We start from the raw sequence: 17,607 nt of genomic DNA on the forward strand, positions 1-17,607 counted from the left end.
GGCCCGCGAGCGCAGGCGACATCAAGGGCGCCTACACCGACGTCCAGGTCTACCCCACCCACACCACCAAGTAGACCCAAGCAATCACAGCTCGCGCCGGTGCCCCAGATCAGTGACCGCCATCAGACGGCCGTGCTGGTCGTGCACCAGGGTGCGCTGCCACGACCAGTCGCTGTCCTGGTCCGGAACCTCGGCACGAGTCTCCCGTGCCGAGGCCCGGACGGCTGTCGGGCGGGCGGGACGCACCTGGGCGTCGAGCAGCCAGGCGTGGACGTCGCGCAGCGTGGTCGGCTCCGGTGGGCGGCCGGGCCGCGCGCGGTCCCTCAGCTGCGGCACGGAGGTCAACAGCGCCGACGAGAAGTACGACGTCGAGGTGCGGACCAGGACGGACGTGCCGCGGTAGGCGCGATGGCGCAGTACCAAGGTCTGAAGGCCCTCGCCGAGTGAGAGCACCTTGGCGACGTCCGGCGGGACCCGCTCGTAGGTGAGCCGGGCCGTCGTGGCCACATCGGGCTTCTGCCCGGCGCCGCTCTCGGGGGCGGCGCGCAGTGAGTAGGCGAACGTGCCGCGCTTGCCCGTGTAGATGCGCCGCTGCTCCCGCAGCCTGCGCAGGGCACGCCGCACGGTGTCGCGATGGGCGCCGTACATCTCGCTGAGTTCCCGCTCGGAGGGGAGCCTGATGTCGGCGGGGCCCTGCGCCTCGGTGATCAGGTTTGTGATTCGGGCGGCTATTTCCAGGTACCGCGGCGTGGTGCGGGACTTCCGTTCGTCCATATTTCGAGCTTCGCTGTTTTCCCGGGTCCGAATGCATGCCGAAAGTCATGGGGATACCCGCCGAAAGTCAGGAATTTCGATCCGAGGGCGTTTTGCGTCAGGGCTGCACGTGCGTCCGCTTTATGCGGACCACACCTCAGTGACCTGCGTCATTCGTGCCCGTCGCTCCGATGTTCAGGGCAGGGCCGGGTCCGGTCCGCGCGTTCGCGCGACGGGCGGAGCGCCGTGCCGCGCGCCCCTCCCGGAAAAGCGCTGTTCCAGGGGTGTCCTGGGGGGCGGGCGGCGATCGACCGCACATCGGTCACGCCGCTGCCGTGATGAGCTGGATGACACGACGCGCGGGTAACTCCACTTTCCGTGAAGATGCATCGGGCAGCCATGAATTCGTCCGTGATTTCAATGCAGTTGACCGTGCTAGCGTCCGTCGCTGCGCATTGAAGATCACGAAGGGAATTCCTGTGGCTCATCTGCAGCATTTCGGCGGAGGGTGGGTTTCTCCCCTCCTCGCCTATGCGATGGCCAGCATCGGCGCGGCCCTCGGACTGCGTTGCACCGTACGGGCGTTGGACCTGCAAGGCCGTGCACGGCGCAACTGGCTCCTGACGGCGTCCGTCGCGATCGCCTCGGGCATCTGGACGATGCACTTCGTCGCCATGCTCGGGTTCCGCGTCGCGGGAACCCCGATCCGCTACGACATTCCGCTCACGCTGCTGAGTCTGCTGGTCGCGGTCGTCGTGGTCAGCGCGGGCATGCTCACCGTCGGGCACTACGCGCATGCCCGCTTCCGGGCGCTGACGCTCGGCGGTCTCGGCACCGGGTTCGGCGTCGCGGCGATGCACTATCTGGGCATGGCGGCCCTGCGTCTGGACGGCAGCGTCGGATACGACGCCACCCGCGTCGCGTTCTCGGTGCTGATCGCCGTCGCGGCGGCCACCGCCGCCCTCTGGGCCGCGCTGAGCGTGCGTGGCATCACCGGCGCCGTGGTCGCGTCCCTGGTGATGGGCCTGGCAGTCAGCAGCATGCACTACACGGGGATGAGCGCCGTGCGGGTCACGGTGAGCGGCGATGGAGCCGTGCTCCCCGGCGCGACAGCGATGGAGTTCATCTTCCCGCTCACCGTGGTGCTCGGTTCCTTCCTCTTCCTCACCTCCGCGTTCGTGGCGCTCTCGCCGACGGCACGCGAACGGGCCGACGCCGCCATGGCCCGACCCGTGGAGGAGATCGAACTGCCCACCCGGTGAGGGCACTTGCCTGTCCCTCTTCCGGTTCCCCCTCCACGCTCACCCGCTGACTGAACGAGGCAACTATGCGCGCACGCAGCGCACTTGGCCGACTGCGCCCAAAATCCGTACGGGCGAAGATCGTGTCCCTGCTCATGGTCCCGGTGATCTCCCTGATGGCGCTCTGGGCCTTCGCCGCCGTAGGAACCGCCCGAAGCGTCTCGGAAATGGCGCTCCTCAAGGACGTCAACACGACCTTGCTCACCCCGGTCGACGACGTGGTGAGTGCGGTGCAGGCCGAGCGATCCGCCGCCGCACGCGCCCCCGCCCAGGGTGGCTCCACGCGCACCGCCGCACTGCGTGAAGCGGCACGGCACACGGATGCCGCATCGAACCGGCTGCGGCACGAGGTCGCCTCCGCCTCCTCGGAGTTGGTCACGCTCCACCCCGAACTCCCCTCCAGGATCCAGCGGTTGCTGGCCTCGTCCGAGGGCCTGCCGACCCTGCGGGAGCGCTCGCACACCGGTGGTGCCACGCAGTCCGCGTACACCACCGTCGTCGATCGCGGGCTCGCCGTCCAAAGCGCGGTCGCCGGATCAGGCCCCGCCGAAGTCGTCTCGCAAGCACGCCTTCTGCTCGACACCGCTCGCGCCCGTGAACTGCTGACCCGTGAGGACGCCCTCCTGGGCGCGGTCCACACCGTCGGCGGCATGACCCGGGTGCAGCACGCCGAGTTCATCGGCGCCGCTCACACCCGCCGCGCGCTGCTGACGGCGGGGGTGACCGAACTGCGCCAAGCCGACGAAGCCACCCTGCGCTCGGTCCTGACGAGCGGCGTCGAACGCGCCCTGCGGGCCGACGAGGACGCGGTCATCAGCTCGACCGCCGGGGCGTCGGCGGCCAGCGCGGTCTCCGCCACCCGCTGGGACGAACAGAGCCGCGCCGCGCTCGCAGCCCTGGAGCGGGCCGGCGGCGCGGATCCCACGAGCGGGGCGGACCTCGATCCGTACTCCTTCGACAACCTCGGCGCGGCAGGGATCGCCGTCATCCTCGGCTTCGCCGGTGTACTGCTCTCCCTGGTGATCTCCGTCGGCATCGGACGGGCACTGGTGGTCGAACTCGTCGACCTGAAGACCGATGCCCTGCGTCTTGCCGGGCACGAACTCCCCGCCGCTATCCGCAAGTTGCACCACGGGGAGCAGGTCGACATCGAGGCGCCCGTGCCCGTCCGCAGGTACGGAGCCGACGAGGTCGGCCAGGTGGGCGCCGCCCTGGTCGCCGTGCACCGCGCGGCTCTGCGGTCGGCCGCACTGCGCGCGGAGGCGTTGCGGCGGGTCTCGGACGTCTATGTGAGCCTGGCCCGCCGCAGCCAGGTGCTGCTGCACCGTCAGCTCGGCCTGCTCGACACCATGGAGCGGCGCACGCAGGATCCCGCCGAGCTGGAGGACCTGTTCCGCGTCGACCACCTCACCACCAGGATGAGGCGCCACGCCGAGAGCCTGATCATTCTGTCGGGGGCCTCTCCGGGGCGGGCGTGGCGCCATCCGGTGCCGCTGATGGATGTCGTACGGGCGGCCGTCGCCGAGGTCGAGGACTTCGGGCGGGTGGCGGTCCGGGAGATGCCCGGGCACCGCATCCCCGGTGGTGCGGTCACCGACCTCACCCACCTCCTGGCCGAACTCGTCGAGAACGCCGCCGTGTTCTCGCCCCCGCACACCACGGTCGAGGTGCGTGGCGAACAGGTCGGCACCGGCTTCGTCATCGAGATCGAGGACCGCGGCCTGGGCATGGGCGCACAGACCCTGGACGATGCCAACGCCCGCGTCAGGGACTCGGCGCGCATCGACCTCCTGGACACCGAGCAGCTCGGTCTGTACGTGGTCAACCGACTCGCACGCCGTCTCGGCGCCGCTGTGTCGCTGCGGCCCTCGGTGTTCGGCGGCATCACGGCGGTGGTCCTGCTGCCGCAGGAGCTGGTGACGGCAGAGCCCCTCGAGCAGGCGGGCAACGCGGAGGGCACGCTGCCCCGCCGCACCACCCGGCGGACCCATGCGGTCACCGAGGCCCCGGTATCGGGCGCGACCGAAACCCCGTCGGCCACCGCTCCCGGGCAACCCGCGCCGGTGCGCGCGGCACCCGCGCGGAGCCCCCTGCCGAGCCCACCCGGGCAGAGCGACGACCTGCCGACAGGACCAGCGGCAGACCGGCCGCCCCTGGCCCCCCACGCGCTGCCGCGTCGCGTACGCCAGACGCACCTCACCCCCGAGCTACAGCAGCCATCGGCCCAGGTCGCCGACCCCGCGCCGACGGCGGAGAGGTCACCGGAGGACGCCCGCGCCACCATGGCCGCGCTCCGCTCCGGGTGGGCCAGGGGCAGGCACTCGGCCGAGCCGCCGCCGTCACCGACGGGCCGTACGCCACAGACGTACGACCTGCCACGCCCACAAGACCCGCCACGCCCACAAGACCCGCCACGTCCACTGGACCCGCAACAACACCCCGAACCGTGGCCGCCCGCGACGTCCGAACCGACGCAGGAGCAGCAGATCCGTAACGAGGAGACGAACAACCATGACCGGTGACGTCCAGCGCAGCAGCAGCGAACTCAGCTGGCTCCTTGACGAGTTGCCCGGGCGGGTGCCCGAGGTCCGCCATGCCGTCGTGCTCTCCGCCGACGGCCTGGCGATCGGGTCCTCCTCCGGACTCAGCCGGGAGGACGGCGAGCGCTTCGCCGCCATCGCATCCGGCTTCCACAGCCTGGCCAAGGGAACCGGCCGGCACTTCCAGGCGGGCCCCGTGGTCCAGACGATGGTCGAGCTCCAGGGCGGCTTCCTCTTCGTCGTCGCCGCGGGAGACGGCTCGTGCCTGGCCGTGTTCTGCACGTCCGAAGCTGATCTGGGCCTGGTCGCCTACGAGATGGCCCGCTTGGTCAAGCGGGTCGGCGAACACCTGTCGGCACCTGCCCGCCACCCTGAAGAGGCGCCGTCCCAGACATGACCGGCGACACCCCGCAGTGGTACGACGACGACGCGGGACCCCTGGTCCGGCTCTATGCGATGACGCAGGGCAGGGCCCGCCCCAGCAGCGGCGCCTTCGACCTGATGGCAGTGGTGCACACGGTCCCGGACCTCGCCCCGCCGCCTCTCTCACCGGAACAGCGCTCCCTGCACCTGCTGTGCGAGCAGCGGCCCCGGCCGGTGGCGGACGTGGCCTCCGAGTCAGGGCTCCCGCTGGGGGTCGTGCGCGTCCTGCTCGCGGATCTCCTCGCGGCAGGCCTGATCCGTGTCACGCCACCCGTTCCGCCCGCCCGGATACCCGAACCCGACCTCCTCAGGAAAGTGATCGATGGACTCCGCGAACTCTGACCACTTCCAGGCACTGAAGATCCTTGTGGCCGGTGGGTTCGGAGTCGGCAAGACGACGCTCATCGGCGCGGTCAGCGAGATCCGGCCGCTCAGCACCGAGGAGGTCCTCACGGAGGCCGGCCGTCCGGTGGATCGGCTGGACGGCGTCGGGCAGAAGACCACGACCACCGTCGCCCTCGACTTCGGCCGCATCACCATCGACTCGGACCTCGCCCTGTACCTCTTCGGCGCACCGGGACAGGACCGCTTCTGGTTCCTGTGGGACGAATTGGCGCAGGGCGCCCTGGGCGCCGTGATCCTGGCCGACACCCGACGCCTGGAACAGTGCTTCCCGGCAGTGGACTTCTTCGAGCGCCGCGGGCTGCCCTTCGTCATCGCCGTCAACTGCTTCGACGGCGCCCGCGACCACAGCGCCGAGGCGGTCGCCCAGGCCTTGGACCTCGATCCCGGAATCCCCGTGGTGCTGTGCGACGCCCGGACCCGGGTGTCCGGCAAGGAGGTCCTCATCGCGCTGGTGCGGCAGGCGGGCGGGGGACAGGGGCTCTAGCCGGGCTTGATGAGGTGGGTAGTCTGCCGTCCGTGGAACTGGGACGGAACGCAGATGACTGGCTTGCGGATACGCGGACGTCGTATGACACCGTCGCCGCGAGTTACGCAGATCTGACAAGACACCTCTTGGACGAAACACCTCAAGAACGAGAGGTGTTGGCTCTCTTCGCCGACCTGGTGCGCGGCCAAGGCCATGGGCCGGTCGCGGACGTGGGGTGCGGGACGGGCAGGATCACCGGCCACCTGCGGACGCTGGGCCTGGACGCGTTCGGCATCGACCTGTCGCCGGGCATGACCGATGTGGCCCGGCGTGATCACCCCGGTGTGCGGTTCGATCTCGGATCCATGACGGAGCTCGCCTTGGCCGACGCCTCCGTGTCCGGGCTGGTCGCCTGGTACTCACTGATCCACATTCCCGACGACGAGATCAGCTCGGTTCTTGCGCACTTCCGCCGAGTGCTTCGGCCCGGCGGGCCGCTGCTGCTCAGCTTTCACGTCGGCGACGAGTCCCAGTTGAAGACCGAGGGGTACGGCGGGCACCCGATGAAGGTGTACGTCCATCGACGGCAGCACGACCAGACGATCGAGTGGCTCGACGAAGCCGGCTTCGCCGTCGAGACGCACACGACTCTCACCTCGGCCGAGAGCAAGCTCGGAGGGATCATCCTCGCGCGTCGTCAGCCCTGATCCGGGACCAGGCCGCCGAAGGCGAGCCCTCGCCCCGGCAGCTCTCGCCACGCGCTGACCCTGGGGTATCCCGGCCTGACCACGCCTCATCGCCAGGTTGTTCAGCCCCACACCCCCCCTTCCCATTCACTTGCCCCACCAGGTATCTTGCATCGCATGGAACCAGGTGATTCGACCAAGCAGGCCCGGGCAGCCGCCCAGCTGCGCAAGGGCGTCCTGGAGTACTGCGTACTCGCCCTGATGCGGGACCGCCCCCGCTACGGCGTGGAACTCCTCCACGCCCTCGAGGACTCCGGCGCCCTGGCCACCAGTCAGGGCACGGTCTACCCGCTGCTCTCCCGGCTCCGCCGCGACGACCTGGTCACCACCACCTGGCAGGAGTCCGCCTCCGGCCCACCCCGTCGCTATTACGCGCTCACCGGCAGCGGCCGAGCCGCACTCGACGAGTTCACCCGCGTCTGGCCGGGCTTCCGCAACGCCGTCGACGCCTTCCTGACCACCCCGCAACCCCCCACCGGAGACCCCGCATGAAGACCTCTGCCGACCCCGTTCGCGACTATCTCTCCGCCGTCGAGCGCGAGGCCTCCGCACTCCCCGCCGACCGTCGCCAGGAACTCCTCGCCGACCTCGCCGAACACATAGAGGTGACGCGAGCCGAACGCCCTGATGCCCCGATCGGCGAGGTCCTGGCGGCGCTGGGGGACCCGCGTACGATCGCGGCGACGGCGCTGACCGAGGCGGGGAACGGGTTCGCCGCCGGGGCCCCGGCCCGAGGCGATGCCGGTGCACCCGCCCGGCAAGGCAAGGTGCACCCCCTGGTCCCGCTCCTGATGCTCACCCTCTCGATGGCCTTCCTGATGGTCTTCCCCGACAATCCCGGGCCGCTGATCGGCGTCCTGTTCCGCATCACCGGCGCGGTGCTCCTCTGCACCTCGGTGCACTGGACCGCCGTACAGAAGACCAGCGGCGTACTGCTGGCCGCCGTTCTGCCGAGTGCCATCATCGCGACCTGGAACCTGTCCAGCGGCGGCCCGGATGCCGGCACCCCGGCCCTCCTGGCCAATCTGGCGATGCTCGCCCTGATGGTCGGCACGGCAGCATGGCTCTGGCGGGTCCGCCGCGCCTGAGCAGGGGTTTCGCCGAGCAGCGCGCGCCCCTACGGTGGCCTGATGATGTCGATCAAGAAGTTCCAAGTCACCTTCGACTGCGCCGAACCGGAGCGCCTCGCTCGCTTCTGGTGCGAGGTGTTGGGGTACGTCGTACCGCCGCCACCGGAGGGGTTCGCCACGTGGGACGACTTCAAGAGCTCGCAGCCACTTGACCAGCAGGACGCATGGTTCGCCTGCGTCGACCCTTCTGGCGTGGGCCCGCGACTGTACTTTCAGCGCGTCCCCGAAGGGAAGGCCGCCAAGAACCGGCTGCATCTTGACGTGCGGGTCGGCACCGGACTCGTGGGTGAAGAGCGACTGGCCGCACTGGAGGCCGAGTGCGCACGACTGGTCCCGCTCGGGGCGATACACGTGCAAACGCTGTATGACGGCACCGATTCGTGCATCCCGATGCAGGACATCGAGGGGAACGAGTTCTGCATCGACTGACAGGACGCGAAAGATGGATGCCGGCGAGGTGCTCTACGGGATCGTGCTGATCCCGTAGACCCGCACTGTCAGTGGCGACGGGGAGAATCGAGGCATGACTTCCCCCGAGCACCTTGACGGCTTTCTCACCGAGGTAGGGCTCCAGGTGGCGGCCACGTTCACGGCCGTGCGCGACGGCCACGAGGATGATGTGATCCGGCTCTTCGGCGGTGATCCCGAACAGGCCCGCCCCATGCGCCTGGAGGACCTGCGTGAGCACTACGACGGGGAGAGCATCCTGGTCTCCCGTTCGGGGCCGACGGTCGTCGTCGTGGAGAACAACAACCATCAGGGGTCCCGCGAGGAGGTGCTGCGCCCGCTCTCCCGTCTCGGTCGCACCGCCAGCGCCTTCTGGAACGTCAACTCGGTGTCCCGACTGAGCCTGGCCGAGGACGGACTGGTCTCGTCCGTGCTCGACATGATCGTGCCCGAGGATCCGTACGGGGCTCGGCCCGAGGCCTGGGAACCCCTGCTGAAGGGCCTGCCCTTGGGGGTCGGTGCCGACTGGGGCACGGGGCTCGCGGCGGTCGAGCGCGCGACAGGTGCGCGGTTCGACGACGCCTGGATACGAGGCCCACACCGCGCCGTTCCCATCACGCCCGTAACGGAGTACCTATTGGGGCAGGGGCTCGTGGACTCGCCGCTGCTGAAGAGGGAGCCCTTTGTGAGCTACCTGGCGGATCTGGGCCCCGCGCATCTGGGGCGAATGCGTCGCCACGCGCTGGAACTGGCCGTGGCACACGCCGACTTGCGCGCACACCCCTTGGCCGTGGCCGCTCTCGCGATGGGCAACACCACGGCCGCCGAGCGAGATCGACTCCGGGAGGAACTCACCGCTGCGGGCGATCTGGCACTCTCCCGGTCCCACGCGCTGCGGGCCGGCGAGCCCGATGACTTCACCCCCGAGTGGGAACGCCCCTCCGACCTCACCTTCCGACAGGCCATCGTCTTCAGTGTCCTCGCACGGTGCGTCGCGACGGACCAGACCGCCACGACGGCCTGCCTCCCGGACGTCCTGAGCTCCCTGGTCACGGCGATGACGGGTGACAGCGCACGAGTTGAGGAGTTCTGGCTGGTCGGACATCTGCATCGTGCGGCACTTCGAAGGGCCTGACAGGAGCGGCTCGCGGCCGGAGCGCGTACCCAACCCCTTTTGTTGAGCAATCGCGCTGCGATCAGCCGTCTACTCCCAGACCGCCGAGACGATGAGGTTGTCTCCGGTGGCGTGATTGAGACGTTGACCAACGCGGTCCAGGTCTTGATCGACGTTTCGAGCACCGCATAGCGTCAGGGGGGTGGAAACAACGCAACGGTCCGCCTCTCGGGTCATCTGTCTGGACGCTGCCCATCGCGTGCTTCTTATGCGCTGGCGTGATCCGTTCGACGGGTCATTCCTCTGGGAGCCACCCGGTGGCGGGATCGAGCCGGGCGAGACGCCGCTGGTGGCGGCACGGCGCGAACTGGCCGAGGAAACCGGACTCGACCCGGCTGCGGTGCTTGATCGGTCTGTGCCAGTCCACCGTGATGTGCGGTGGAACGGCCGGCGGTACACCGGGACGGAGCACTTCTTCGTCGCGCGGTTCACCAACGAGCAACCATCGCTCGTGCGGACCGGACTGCTCCCCGATGAGCGCGCCAGCCTCGACACGCACGTCTGGATCGCGTGGTCTGATCTGGACTCGCTGTCAGACCCGGTTGAGCCGCCACAGTTGCTGGCCGTGCTCGGCACCCTGCTGCCAGACGGACCGTGGCGCAATCGCGATCGTGATCGCGCATGACGGGCGGGCACAGCGCCTGTCGTACGAGGGTGAGTTGGGCGGCGGCCTCATGGCGATGCCGGGAGCCCAGACCGCCGTACTGGCCCTGGTGATGTGGACCACTCCCCGTGTGCACCGCGTCGGGCATGCGCGATCATGACCCGAATGGACTCTCGTTTCCTTGGTATCACTGAGCTGGCCGAAGCCCCGTCCGTGGCGGTCGTGGTCGACGTCATGCGTGCCTTCACCGTGGCTGCCTGGGCCTTTACCCAGGGAGCGGAGAAGATCGTTCTTGCTGAGTCGCTGGACGAAGCCCTCGCGCTCAAGGGGCGCCACCCGGATTGGGTGGCACTCAAGGACGGTCCGCCCGCGCCCGGGTTCGACGCCGTCAACTCGCCGGGCATGCTGAGGTCTGTTGACCTTGCCGGACGGACAGTTGTGCAGAAGACCACGGCAGGCACGGTCGGTGCCCTGGCGGTCAAGGACGCGGCGCTGGTGCTGTGCGCCAGCTTCGTGGTGGCGGAGGCAACGGCTCAGGTCTTGCGCACGCGCAAGAGCGACAGTGTCACGTTCGTGGTCACGGGCGAAGACGGGCAGGCCGATGAGGACCTGGCGTGCGCTCAATACATCGCTCGGAGGGCCACGGAGGCCGAAACGGATGCTGCCGAGTTCGTCCGCCGCGCTGCCGAGTCGCGCGCCGCCGCCGAGCTGGCACAGGGTGTGCGCCAAGGCGTCCATCCTGATGACGTCGAACTCTGTCTTGAGCTCGACCGCTTCCCCTTTGCCATGGTGGCGACCTTGGAAGACTCGCTCATGGTCCTCCGTCCGTGCGCCATGTCTTCGTCGACCGGCGATGCCGCGATCTGATCGCTGGTGAGGTCGCACGCGCACCATGTGAGCGAGGTCGGCTCGGTGCGTGCGGCGCCCGCCGGAGCCTCGCGGCGGCTCTGCCAGCCGGGCAGTCGGTCAGCGGTCAGCCGGGCTGCAGGCTGAAGGGCGGATAGCTGTCGGTGAGCAGACCGACGTAGGCCTGCACCCGCAGGTTGTAGCGGTAGACGCCCACGACGAAGTCGCGTATCCCCAGCGGATATTCGCCGGTGATGAGCACGGCGAAGAAGCCCACGATCACGGAAGCCATCGCTGCGATGCTCAGCAGGAACAGCACCAGATAGTGCGGGACGGCGAGCAGCCACTTGATCAGGGGCTGCCACCGCGACATCCGCTCCGGGTAGGTGAAGGTGACGACGGTGTGTGGATCGAGGCCGTCGTCGCCGGAGGCGGACTGGAAGTCGAAGGGCGGATAGTCCTCACGCAGGAACAGCGCGTAACTCGCCACGCGCCACTCGTAGCGGAAGGTCATGGCGATCGCGTCGAAGAGCGGACGCGGGATGCGCCGTGTGAACAGCACGGTGAAGAAGGCGATGAAGGTCAGCACCCCGCGCAACAGGCTGAGCACGTAGGCGATCAGCAGTTGCGGAACCGCGAGAAGCCACTGCACGAGTGGCCGCCAGCGAGCGATGTGACGTGTGCCCTTGAGGCCGAGTTGAGTGGGATACGGAGTGGCCAGTGTCATGGTGCCCTCCTTGGACGGCACTGCATGGATGAGCGCGGCGACTGCGCGCCGCCGCATGCGTGACCCGCAGGCGACCTGCCGCCCGGGACGGGCCCTTCGGTCTGCGCCGCTCGGACACCATGATCGGCCCCTTACAACGTAAGCTTACCTCGTAAGTCGTACGCTTACGTCGTAAGCATGTCAAGGCACAGGACCGGAAGGACGCGGATGAACCACCCGGAGCCTGCCCCCCGGCCCCCGCTGACCCGGGATCGGATACTGCGGACCGCCATCGCCCTCGCCGACGCGAGCGGGATCGATTCGCTCACCATGCGCAAGCTCGGCGTGGAACTCGGCGTCGAGGCGATGTCGTTGTACCGCCACGTGGCGAACAAGGTCGATCTGCTCGACGGCATGATCGACTCCGTTTTCGCCGAGATCGACCTGCCGGCCGACGAGGCGGACTGGCGGACGGCCATGCGCCGCCGGGCCATCTCGGCCCGCACGGTCATGTCGCGCCACCCCTGGGCGACGGGCCTCATGGAGTCGCGGGCCACCCCCGGGCCCGCCACCTTGCGCCACCACGACGGAGTGATCGGAACGCTCCGAGGGGCGGGCTTCTCGACCGAGCTGATCGCCCACGTGGTGTCCGTCCTGGACAGCTACATCTACGGGTTCTCGCTCCAGGAGGCGACTGCCGAGCACCTTCTTCAGCCGGGCTACGACCGCGGCAACGAGTTCCTGTTCGGGCTCGACCTGATCCTCGACGGCCTCGAGCGGGCCCGCCACGGAGCCTGATCCCGCCCCATGCCGCGTGCGGCCGTGCAATGCCGCCTGATCCCGGCGGCACCCGGCACGGTCGGGCGAGGTATGCCAGGTTGCCCGGAGCGGGTGGCGGGTGGTGCGTATTGACCGTTCGCGGGCGCAGGAGAAGCGTGACGCTCAGACCACGCACGGGGGACGTCCTGTTCTGGCGTCTTCGGCGTCGGCGTGGAACGGAGGCATGAGATGGCCGGAGTTCTCCAAGTCACCGAGCGTGCCGTACTGGACGGGGCGGGACACACGCTGCACCGGTACGGGCGCCTCCACGTCGTCGCCGTGCCCGAGGGCGACTCCGCGGTCGGTCAGCCGGGCCCCGAGCCCGACGAGAAGGACGGTCTCACCGAGGCGGAGGCGCTGGGCCTCGCGGCATTGCGGCTGCGGGAGTCGGACGCGTACCGCACGGCCAAGGAACGGCGGCCACGAGCGGGCGAGACCTGGGACATGCCGGGTTGCGCCACCTCGGGGGGTGCGCTGTCGAGCTCCCGTGGCGTGACCGAGGGCGTCCAGCTGCACTCGACGAACAGCGAGTACCTGGAGGGGAGCGTCGCGGTCGGCATCGTCATCGTGCAGGGGCCGACGGCCGACCTGCAGTTCACCGACGACGAAGTGGTCAAGATCGTGGCCGAGGTACAGGAAGGCCTGGGCTTCTTCGCCGTCACGGCCAACCCGGTCGCGGGCATCAGCTTCGCCTACGACGTCCAGAACGTGGCACTGACCGTCCCCGCGGACCCGGCGGCCGAAGATCTCGAGGCCCTCTGGCGGGATCCGACCATGAAGGCGATCGGCCACAAGGCCGGTGCGGGCGGGGTCCGCACCTACATCGAGAGCCTTCGCGAACGCTTCAGCACCCGCTGGACGTACTGCGGATTTTTCGTCAAGTACCCGATCATCAAAATCGCGTACGCCGCCGTCGCCCGCACGCACGTGGTGATGAACCCCAGCATCGGCTACGGACCGGACAACACCGACACCGTCTTCGCCCACGAGACCGGGCATGTTTTCGGCTGCCCCGACGAGTACACGGCGGGCCCCTGTGACTGCGATGGCTCCCACGGGCGGTACGGCCTCGTCAACGGCAACTGCGAGACCTGCGCGGCCGACGGCGGCATCGCGTGCCTCATGAAGTCCAACACGTTCGCCCTGTGCCAGTACACCCCCGGCCACTTCGGCTGGGCCCCGAGCCTGCTGCTGCGCAACTACGCCTACAACGCGGGGAGTTACCGGACCGAACGGCACCTGCGATTCCTGGCGCGCGCCACGAGTGACAGGCGGCTCGACATCGTCGGCTTCGCCGAGGACGGCGTGTATCTGTCACCGGGCCAGCCCGGCGGCAGGTTCGAGACGCCTCGACGCGTCGTGACCGATTTCGGCCACGGATCGGGGTGGCGGGTGGAGAAACACGTCCGCCTCCTGGCCGACGTCACCAACAGGGACGGCGAGGACGTCGTCGGCTTCGGCGACCAGGGCGTCTGGGTGGCGCTGTCCAATGGTGACGGGACGTTCCAGGAGGCGAAGTTCGTGCTCGCCGAGCTGGGCTACGAGACCGGCTGGCGGGTGGAGAAGCACCCTCGGTTCCTGGGCGACATCACCGGCGACGGCTGCGCGGACCTCGTCGGCTTCGGCGATCAAGGCGTATGGACCGCACTCTCCAACGGTGACGGGACGTTCCAGGAGGCGAAGTTCGTGCTCGCCGAGCTGGGCTACGAGACCGGCTGGCGGGTGGAGAAGCACCCTCGCTTCCTGGCCGACATCACCGGCGACGGCCGCGCGGACCTCGTCGGCTTCGGTGACCAAGGGGTATGGACCGCACTCTCCAACGGTGACGGGACGTTCCAGGAGGCGAAGTTCGTGCTCGCCGACCTCGGCTACATGTCCGGCTGGCGGGTCGAAAGGCACCCGCGCTTCCTGGCGGACCTCACCCGTGACTCCAAGGCGGACATCGTCGGCTTTGGCGAACACGGAGTGTGGACGGCGATCTCCAACGGCGACGGGAGCTTCCAGCGCCCCAAGTTTGTGATCAACGAGTTCGGCTACGTATCCGGCTGGCGGGTGGAGAGGCACCCACGTTTCCTGGCCGACATCACCGGCGACGGCCAGGCCGACGTCGTGGGGTTCGGCGACGAGGGCGTATGGGTGGCCCGGTCACGCGGCGGCGGTGAGTTCGACACGATGGGCCTGGTCAGGCCTCAGTTCGGGTACAGCGCCGGAGGCTGGCGGGTCGACAAGCACCCCCGCCTCCTGGCGGACACCACCGGCGATGGGAAGGCGGACTTCGTCGGCTTCGGTAACGACGGCGTGTTCGTGGCCCGCGCTTGACCGTCCGTACCGCTTCGGCGCCCTAGTGCCGGATTTCTGACCCCATCCCTCCCTCTGGACAATGCCGTCACTCGGTGCTGGGATGCCAACTGCCCCTGTGTCCCACGCTCCAGAGATCTCGCACACCTCAGTTTTCCAACGTTGCAAAGCGCTCTGCACGGCAGCCACCGGCCAACACGGACAACGACGGGACGGTATTCATGACGCAGTTCGGCCGACGCCACTTCCTCCTGCGCTCCGGCGCGATCACCCTCGGCACAGCCGGCGGGACGGCCGTCGTCACCGGCCGGGCCGCGGCGGAGGCGGCGCCCCCGGCACGCGGCGGTCTGTACGGCCCCAACGCCGCGCCACTGGCCCCCACCGCGTTCCAGAGACTTCCCGTCGGCAGCGTCACGGCTCGCGGCTGGCTGCGCGGACAGCTCGACCTCCTTCTCGGCGGTCTGTTCGGGCGGTACGCGGAGATCTCGCACTTCCTCGCGTTCGACGACTCCGGCTGGGTGCACCCGGACAAGGCCGGGTGGGAGGAAGTGACGTACTGGCTGCGCGGATACGTCGACCTCGCCGCCCTCACCGGAGACCGCACCGCCCTGGCGGAGAGCCGCCGGTGGATCGACGCGATCATCGCCACCCAGGAGGCGGACGGGTTCTTCGGCCCCAGAAGGCTGCGCACCCAGCTGAACGGCGGCCCGGACTTCTGGCCCTACCTGCCGTTTCTTCAGGCGCTGCGCTCGCACGAGGAGTTCACAGGGGACAAGCGAATCGTCCCGTTCCTGCTGCGCTTCATGCGCTTCATGAACGCCCAGGGGCCCGGCGCCTTCGACTCCAGCTGGGTCTCCAAGCGATGGGGCGACGGGCTCGACGTCGCCTTCTGGCTCTACAACCGCACCCAAGAGGGGTTCCTGCTCGAACTCGCCGACAAGATGCACACCCACGGCGTGAACTGGGCCGACGGCGTGGCCGACTGGCACAACGTCAATGTGGCGCAGGGCTTCCGTGAGCCCGCCCAGTACGCGCTGCGCTCCGGCAAGGCGGCCCACACCCGGGCGGCCTACCGCAACTACGCGACCGCGATCGGGACGTACGGACAGTTCCCCGGTGGCGGCTTCGCGGGCGACGAGAACGCCCGCCCCGGCTTCGGCGACCCCCGCCAGGGCTTCGAGACCTGCGGGACCGTCGAGTTCATGGCCAGTCACGAACTCCTCACCCGCATCACCGGCGACCCGGTCTGGGCCGACCTGTGCGAAGAGCTGGCCTTCAACATGCTGCCCGCGGCCACCGACCCCGCGGGATCAGGCATCCACTACGTCACCAGCGCCAACAGCGTCGACCTCGACAACACCCGTAAGACGCAAGGGCAGTTCCAGAACGGATTCGCGATGCAGGCCTTCCAGCCCGGCGTCGACCAGTACCGCTGCTGCCCGCACAACTACGGCATGGGCTGGCCCTACTTCACCGAGGAGCTGTGGCTCGCGACTCCGGACCGGGGCCTGGCGGCGGCGATGTACGCGCCGTGCCGGGTCACGGCCAAGGTCGGCGACGGCACCTCCGTCACGATCACCGGGTCCACCGACTACCCCTTCAAGGAGACCGTCACTCTCACCCTGGAGATGGACAAGCCGGTGCGCTTCCCGCTCCGCCTGCGCATACCCGGCTGGTGCGAAAGGCCCCAGCTCTCCGTCAACGGCCGACGGCTGGCAGCCCCGGACGGACCGGCTTTCGTCGAGGTCGAGCGAACCTGGCGCAAGGGGGACCGCGTCACGTTGCGGCTGCCGCAGCGCACCACCGTGCGCTCCTGGAGGAGCGGAGCGGTGAGCGTCGACCGCGGCCCCCTGACGTACTCCCTGCGCATCGGGGAGTCGTACGAGCGGTATGCGGGCACGGACGCTTTCCCGCACCAGGCCGTGCACGCGACCACCCCGTGGAACTACGCGCTCGCCCCCGACCCGGGCGACGACCTCTCCTTCACCGCCGACCCCGGACCCCTGACGGGCGACCCGTTCACGCACGAGGGCGTCCCGGTCCGCATCAGCGCCCGCGCCCGGCGCCTGGAGGAATGGGTCGCGGACGACGAGCACGTGGTGGCGCCCCTCCAGCAAGGCCCCGCCCGTGCCACGGGCGCGCGAGAGGAAGTGACCCTGATCCCGATGGGCGCGGCACGACTGCGCGTCACCGCGTTCCCCACGGCGACCCCCGACGGCCGCCCCTGGACGCCCGAGCCGCCCTTCCGCCGGATCGAGAACCGGCACAGCGGCAAGGTCCTCGCCGTCGACGGCATGTCCTTGGACGACGGCGGTCGCGTGGTGCAGTTCGACAACTCCGGTACCGGCGACCACGCGTGGCAGCTCATCGACCGGGGCGAGGGCCGGTACACACTGCGCAACGGGTACAGCGGCAAGGTACTCGGCATCGAAGGAGCGTCAACGGCCGACTCGGCCCGGTCGGTCCAGTTCACCGACAGCGGAGCCGCGCACCTGCGCTGGGAGAAGGTCGACAAGGACGACGGCTGGTTCCTGCTCCGCAACCGGCACAGCGGGAAGGTCCTCGGGGTCGACGGCATGTCGACGGCCAACAGCGCGCAGGTCGTGCAGTTCGAGGACAACGGAACGGCCGACCATCTGTGGCGGCTGGCCTGACCCCCCGTACATGTCGTCGGGGTGCGCGGTCCGGGAATCCCGGACCGCGCACCCCGACGGAACAGTCAGTACTGCTGGGTCTCGACGAAACCGGCGTCCGCGTCCTCGTCGGCGGCGAGGGTGTCGACGGCGGCGACCGGGTCGAAGCCGGGCGGGCTGTCCCTGAGCGCGAGGCCCATCCCGTGGAGCTTCATCTTGATCTCGTCGATCGACTTCGCACCGAAGTTGCGGATGTCGAGCAGGTCCGCCTCGGAGCGGGCCACGAGCTCACCCACGGAGTGGATGCCCTCGCGCT

The 17,607-nt window shown here is 69.3% G+C and carries 19 protein-coding genes; 16 read left to right on the top strand and 3 right to left on the bottom strand.

What is annotated here, in order from left to right:
• Positions 1–84 precede the first annotated feature (84 nt).
• On the bottom strand, positions 85–774 hold the full coding sequence (locus ABZ833_RS45150; protein ID WP_361059810.1) for a GntR family transcriptional regulator: 690 nt from the start codon (positions 772–774) through the stop codon (positions 85–87).
• Positions 775–1,289: 515 nt separating this feature from the next.
• Here ABZ833_RS45150 and ABZ833_RS45155 point away from each other — a divergent pair.
• The 13 genes from ABZ833_RS45155 (at position 1,290) to ABZ833_RS45215 (ending at position 10,856) form a co-directional block, all read left to right on the top strand.
• Positions 1,290–2,015, top strand: a complete 726-nt coding sequence (locus ABZ833_RS45155; protein WP_361059857.1) for an MHYT domain-containing protein — start codon at positions 1,290–1,292, stop codon at positions 2,013–2,015.
• 65 nt (positions 2,016–2,080) lie between these two features.
• Positions 2,081–4,576, top strand: a complete 2,496-nt coding sequence (locus ABZ833_RS45160; protein ID WP_361059813.1) for a nitrate- and nitrite sensing domain-containing protein — start codon at positions 2,081–2,083, stop codon at positions 4,574–4,576.
• On the top strand, positions 4,566–4,991 hold the full coding sequence (locus ABZ833_RS45165) for a roadblock/LC7 domain-containing protein (RefSeq protein WP_361059815.1): 426 nt from the start codon (positions 4,566–4,568) through the stop codon (positions 4,989–4,991). The genes ABZ833_RS45160 and ABZ833_RS45165 overlap by 11 nt, the downstream gene beginning before the upstream one ends.
• Positions 4,988–5,359, top strand: a complete 372-nt coding sequence (locus ABZ833_RS45170; protein ID WP_361059818.1) for a DUF742 domain-containing protein — start codon at positions 4,988–4,990, stop codon at positions 5,357–5,359. Before ABZ833_RS45165 ends, ABZ833_RS45170 begins: the two co-directional genes overlap by 4 nt.
• Positions 5,340–5,906, top strand: a complete 567-nt coding sequence (locus ABZ833_RS45175) for an ATP/GTP-binding protein (RefSeq protein WP_361059821.1) — start codon at positions 5,340–5,342, stop codon at positions 5,904–5,906. The genes ABZ833_RS45170 and ABZ833_RS45175 overlap by 20 nt, the downstream gene beginning before the upstream one ends.
• A 32-nt stretch (positions 5,907–5,938) precedes the next feature.
• Positions 5,939–6,595 (top strand): class I SAM-dependent methyltransferase, encoded by a 657-nt coding sequence (locus ABZ833_RS45180; protein WP_361059824.1) that lies wholly within the window; start codon positions 5,939–5,941, stop codon positions 6,593–6,595.
• Positions 6,596–6,751: 156 nt separating this feature from the next.
• Positions 6,752–7,126: a PadR family transcriptional regulator gene (locus ABZ833_RS45185; protein ID WP_249592404.1), complete on the top strand. Its 375-nt coding sequence runs from the start codon at positions 6,752–6,754 to the stop codon at positions 7,124–7,126.
• Positions 7,123–7,722, top strand: a complete 600-nt coding sequence (locus ABZ833_RS45190) for a hypothetical protein (RefSeq protein WP_361059827.1) — start codon at positions 7,123–7,125, stop codon at positions 7,720–7,722. The genes ABZ833_RS45185 and ABZ833_RS45190 overlap by 4 nt, the downstream gene beginning before the upstream one ends.
• Positions 7,723–7,764: 42 nt before the next feature.
• Complete coding sequence (locus tag ABZ833_RS45195) at positions 7,765–8,193, top strand: VOC family protein (RefSeq protein ID WP_361059829.1); 429 nt, start codon at positions 7,765–7,767, stop codon at positions 8,191–8,193.
• Positions 8,194–8,287: 94 nt separating this feature from the next.
• Positions 8,288–9,346: a DUF6461 domain-containing protein gene (locus tag ABZ833_RS45200; RefSeq protein WP_361059832.1), complete on the top strand. Its 1,059-nt coding sequence runs from the start codon at positions 8,288–8,290 to the stop codon at positions 9,344–9,346.
• A 181-nt stretch (positions 9,347–9,527) separates the two neighbouring features.
• Positions 9,528–10,010, top strand: a complete 483-nt coding sequence (locus tag ABZ833_RS45205; protein ID WP_361059835.1) for an NUDIX domain-containing protein — start codon at positions 9,528–9,530, stop codon at positions 10,008–10,010.
• Positions 9,997–10,149: a hypothetical protein gene (locus tag ABZ833_RS45210; protein ID WP_361059838.1), complete on the top strand. Its 153-nt coding sequence runs from the start codon at positions 9,997–9,999 to the stop codon at positions 10,147–10,149. Before ABZ833_RS45205 ends, ABZ833_RS45210 begins: the two co-directional genes overlap by 14 nt.
• A gap of 5 nt (positions 10,150–10,154) precedes the next feature.
• Complete coding sequence (locus tag ABZ833_RS45215; protein ID WP_361059840.1) at positions 10,155–10,856, top strand: 2-phosphosulfolactate phosphatase; 702 nt, start codon at positions 10,155–10,157, stop codon at positions 10,854–10,856.
• 106 nt (positions 10,857–10,962) lie between these two features.
• Here ABZ833_RS45215 and ABZ833_RS45220 read toward each other — a convergent pair whose 3' ends face one another.
• A complete protein-coding gene (locus tag ABZ833_RS45220; protein WP_361059843.1) occupies positions 10,963–11,562 on the bottom strand; it encodes a DUF4389 domain-containing protein in 600 nt (199 codons plus the stop codon).
• Between the two features lie 207 nt (positions 11,563–11,769).
• On the opposite strand from ABZ833_RS45220, the gene ABZ833_RS45225 reads away from it, so the two are divergent.
• From ABZ833_RS45225 to ABZ833_RS45235, 3 genes are all read left to right on the top strand, one after another.
• A complete protein-coding gene (locus ABZ833_RS45225) occupies positions 11,770–12,339 on the top strand; it encodes a TetR/AcrR family transcriptional regulator (RefSeq protein WP_361059845.1) in 570 nt (189 codons plus the stop codon).
• A gap of 210 nt (positions 12,340–12,549) precedes the next feature.
• The gene (locus ABZ833_RS45230) at positions 12,550–14,679 is read left to right on the top strand and encodes an FG-GAP-like repeat-containing protein (RefSeq protein ID WP_361059848.1); all 2,130 of its coding nucleotides are present in this window, start codon (positions 12,550–12,552) and stop codon (positions 14,677–14,679) included.
• 200 nt (positions 14,680–14,879) lie between these two features.
• Complete coding sequence (locus tag ABZ833_RS45235; RefSeq protein WP_361059851.1) at positions 14,880–17,312, top strand: beta-L-arabinofuranosidase domain-containing protein; 2,433 nt, start codon at positions 14,880–14,882, stop codon at positions 17,310–17,312.
• Between the two features lie 65 nt (positions 17,313–17,377).
• Here ABZ833_RS45235 and ABZ833_RS45240 read toward each other — a convergent pair.
• The coding region (locus ABZ833_RS45240) for a DNA-directed RNA polymerase subunit alpha C-terminal domain-containing protein (protein ID WP_361059854.1) at positions 17,378–17,607 on the bottom strand (230 nt) is incomplete at its 5' end.

The sequence above is a fragment of the Streptomyces sp. NPDC047525 genome, assembly GCF_040643025.1.
GTDB classification, from domain to species: domain Bacteria; phylum Actinomycetota; class Actinomycetes; order Streptomycetales; family Streptomycetaceae; genus Streptomyces; species Streptomyces durmitorensis.

Bases quoted from the DNA above. Each gene is read 5' to 3' on its own strand.
- ABZ833_RS45150 (WP_361059810.1), bottom strand. From the start codon at position 774: ATGGACGAACGGAAGTCCCGCACCACGCCGCGGTACCTGGAAATAGCC.
- ABZ833_RS45220 (WP_361059843.1), bottom strand. From the start codon at position 11,562: ATGACACTGGCCACTCCGTATCCCACTCAACTCGGCCTCAAGGGCACA.
- ABZ833_RS45230 (WP_361059848.1), top strand. From the start codon at position 12,550: ATGGCCGGAGTTCTCCAAGTCACCGAGCGTGCCGTACTGGACGGGGCG.
- ABZ833_RS45195 (WP_361059829.1), top strand. From the start codon at position 7,765: ATGATGTCGATCAAGAAGTTCCAAGTCACCTTCGACTGCGCCGAACCG.
- ABZ833_RS45185 (WP_249592404.1), top strand. From the start codon at position 6,752: ATGGAACCAGGTGATTCGACCAAGCAGGCCCGGGCAGCCGCCCAGCTG.
- ABZ833_RS45165 (WP_361059815.1), top strand. From the start codon at position 4,566: ATGACCGGTGACGTCCAGCGCAGCAGCAGCGAACTCAGCTGGCTCCTT.
- ABZ833_RS45200 (WP_361059832.1), top strand. From the start codon at position 8,288: ATGACTTCCCCCGAGCACCTTGACGGCTTTCTCACCGAGGTAGGGCTC.
- ABZ833_RS45235 (WP_361059851.1), top strand. From the start codon at position 14,880: ATGACGCAGTTCGGCCGACGCCACTTCCTCCTGCGCTCCGGCGCGATC.
- ABZ833_RS45155 (WP_361059857.1), top strand. From the start codon at position 1,290: ATGGCCAGCATCGGCGCGGCCCTCGGACTGCGTTGCACCGTACGGGCG.
- ABZ833_RS45215 (WP_361059840.1), top strand. From the start codon at position 10,155: ATGGACTCTCGTTTCCTTGGTATCACTGAGCTGGCCGAAGCCCCGTCC.
- ABZ833_RS45190 (WP_361059827.1), top strand. From the start codon at position 7,123: ATGAAGACCTCTGCCGACCCCGTTCGCGACTATCTCTCCGCCGTCGAG.
- ABZ833_RS45225 (WP_361059845.1), top strand. From the start codon at position 11,770: ATGAACCACCCGGAGCCTGCCCCCCGGCCCCCGCTGACCCGGGATCGG.
- ABZ833_RS45175 (WP_361059821.1), top strand. From the start codon at position 5,340: ATGGACTCCGCGAACTCTGACCACTTCCAGGCACTGAAGATCCTTGTG.
- ABZ833_RS45160 (WP_361059813.1), top strand. From the start codon at position 2,081: ATGCGCGCACGCAGCGCACTTGGCCGACTGCGCCCAAAATCCGTACGG.
- ABZ833_RS45170 (WP_361059818.1), top strand. From the start codon at position 4,988: ATGACCGGCGACACCCCGCAGTGGTACGACGACGACGCGGGACCCCTG.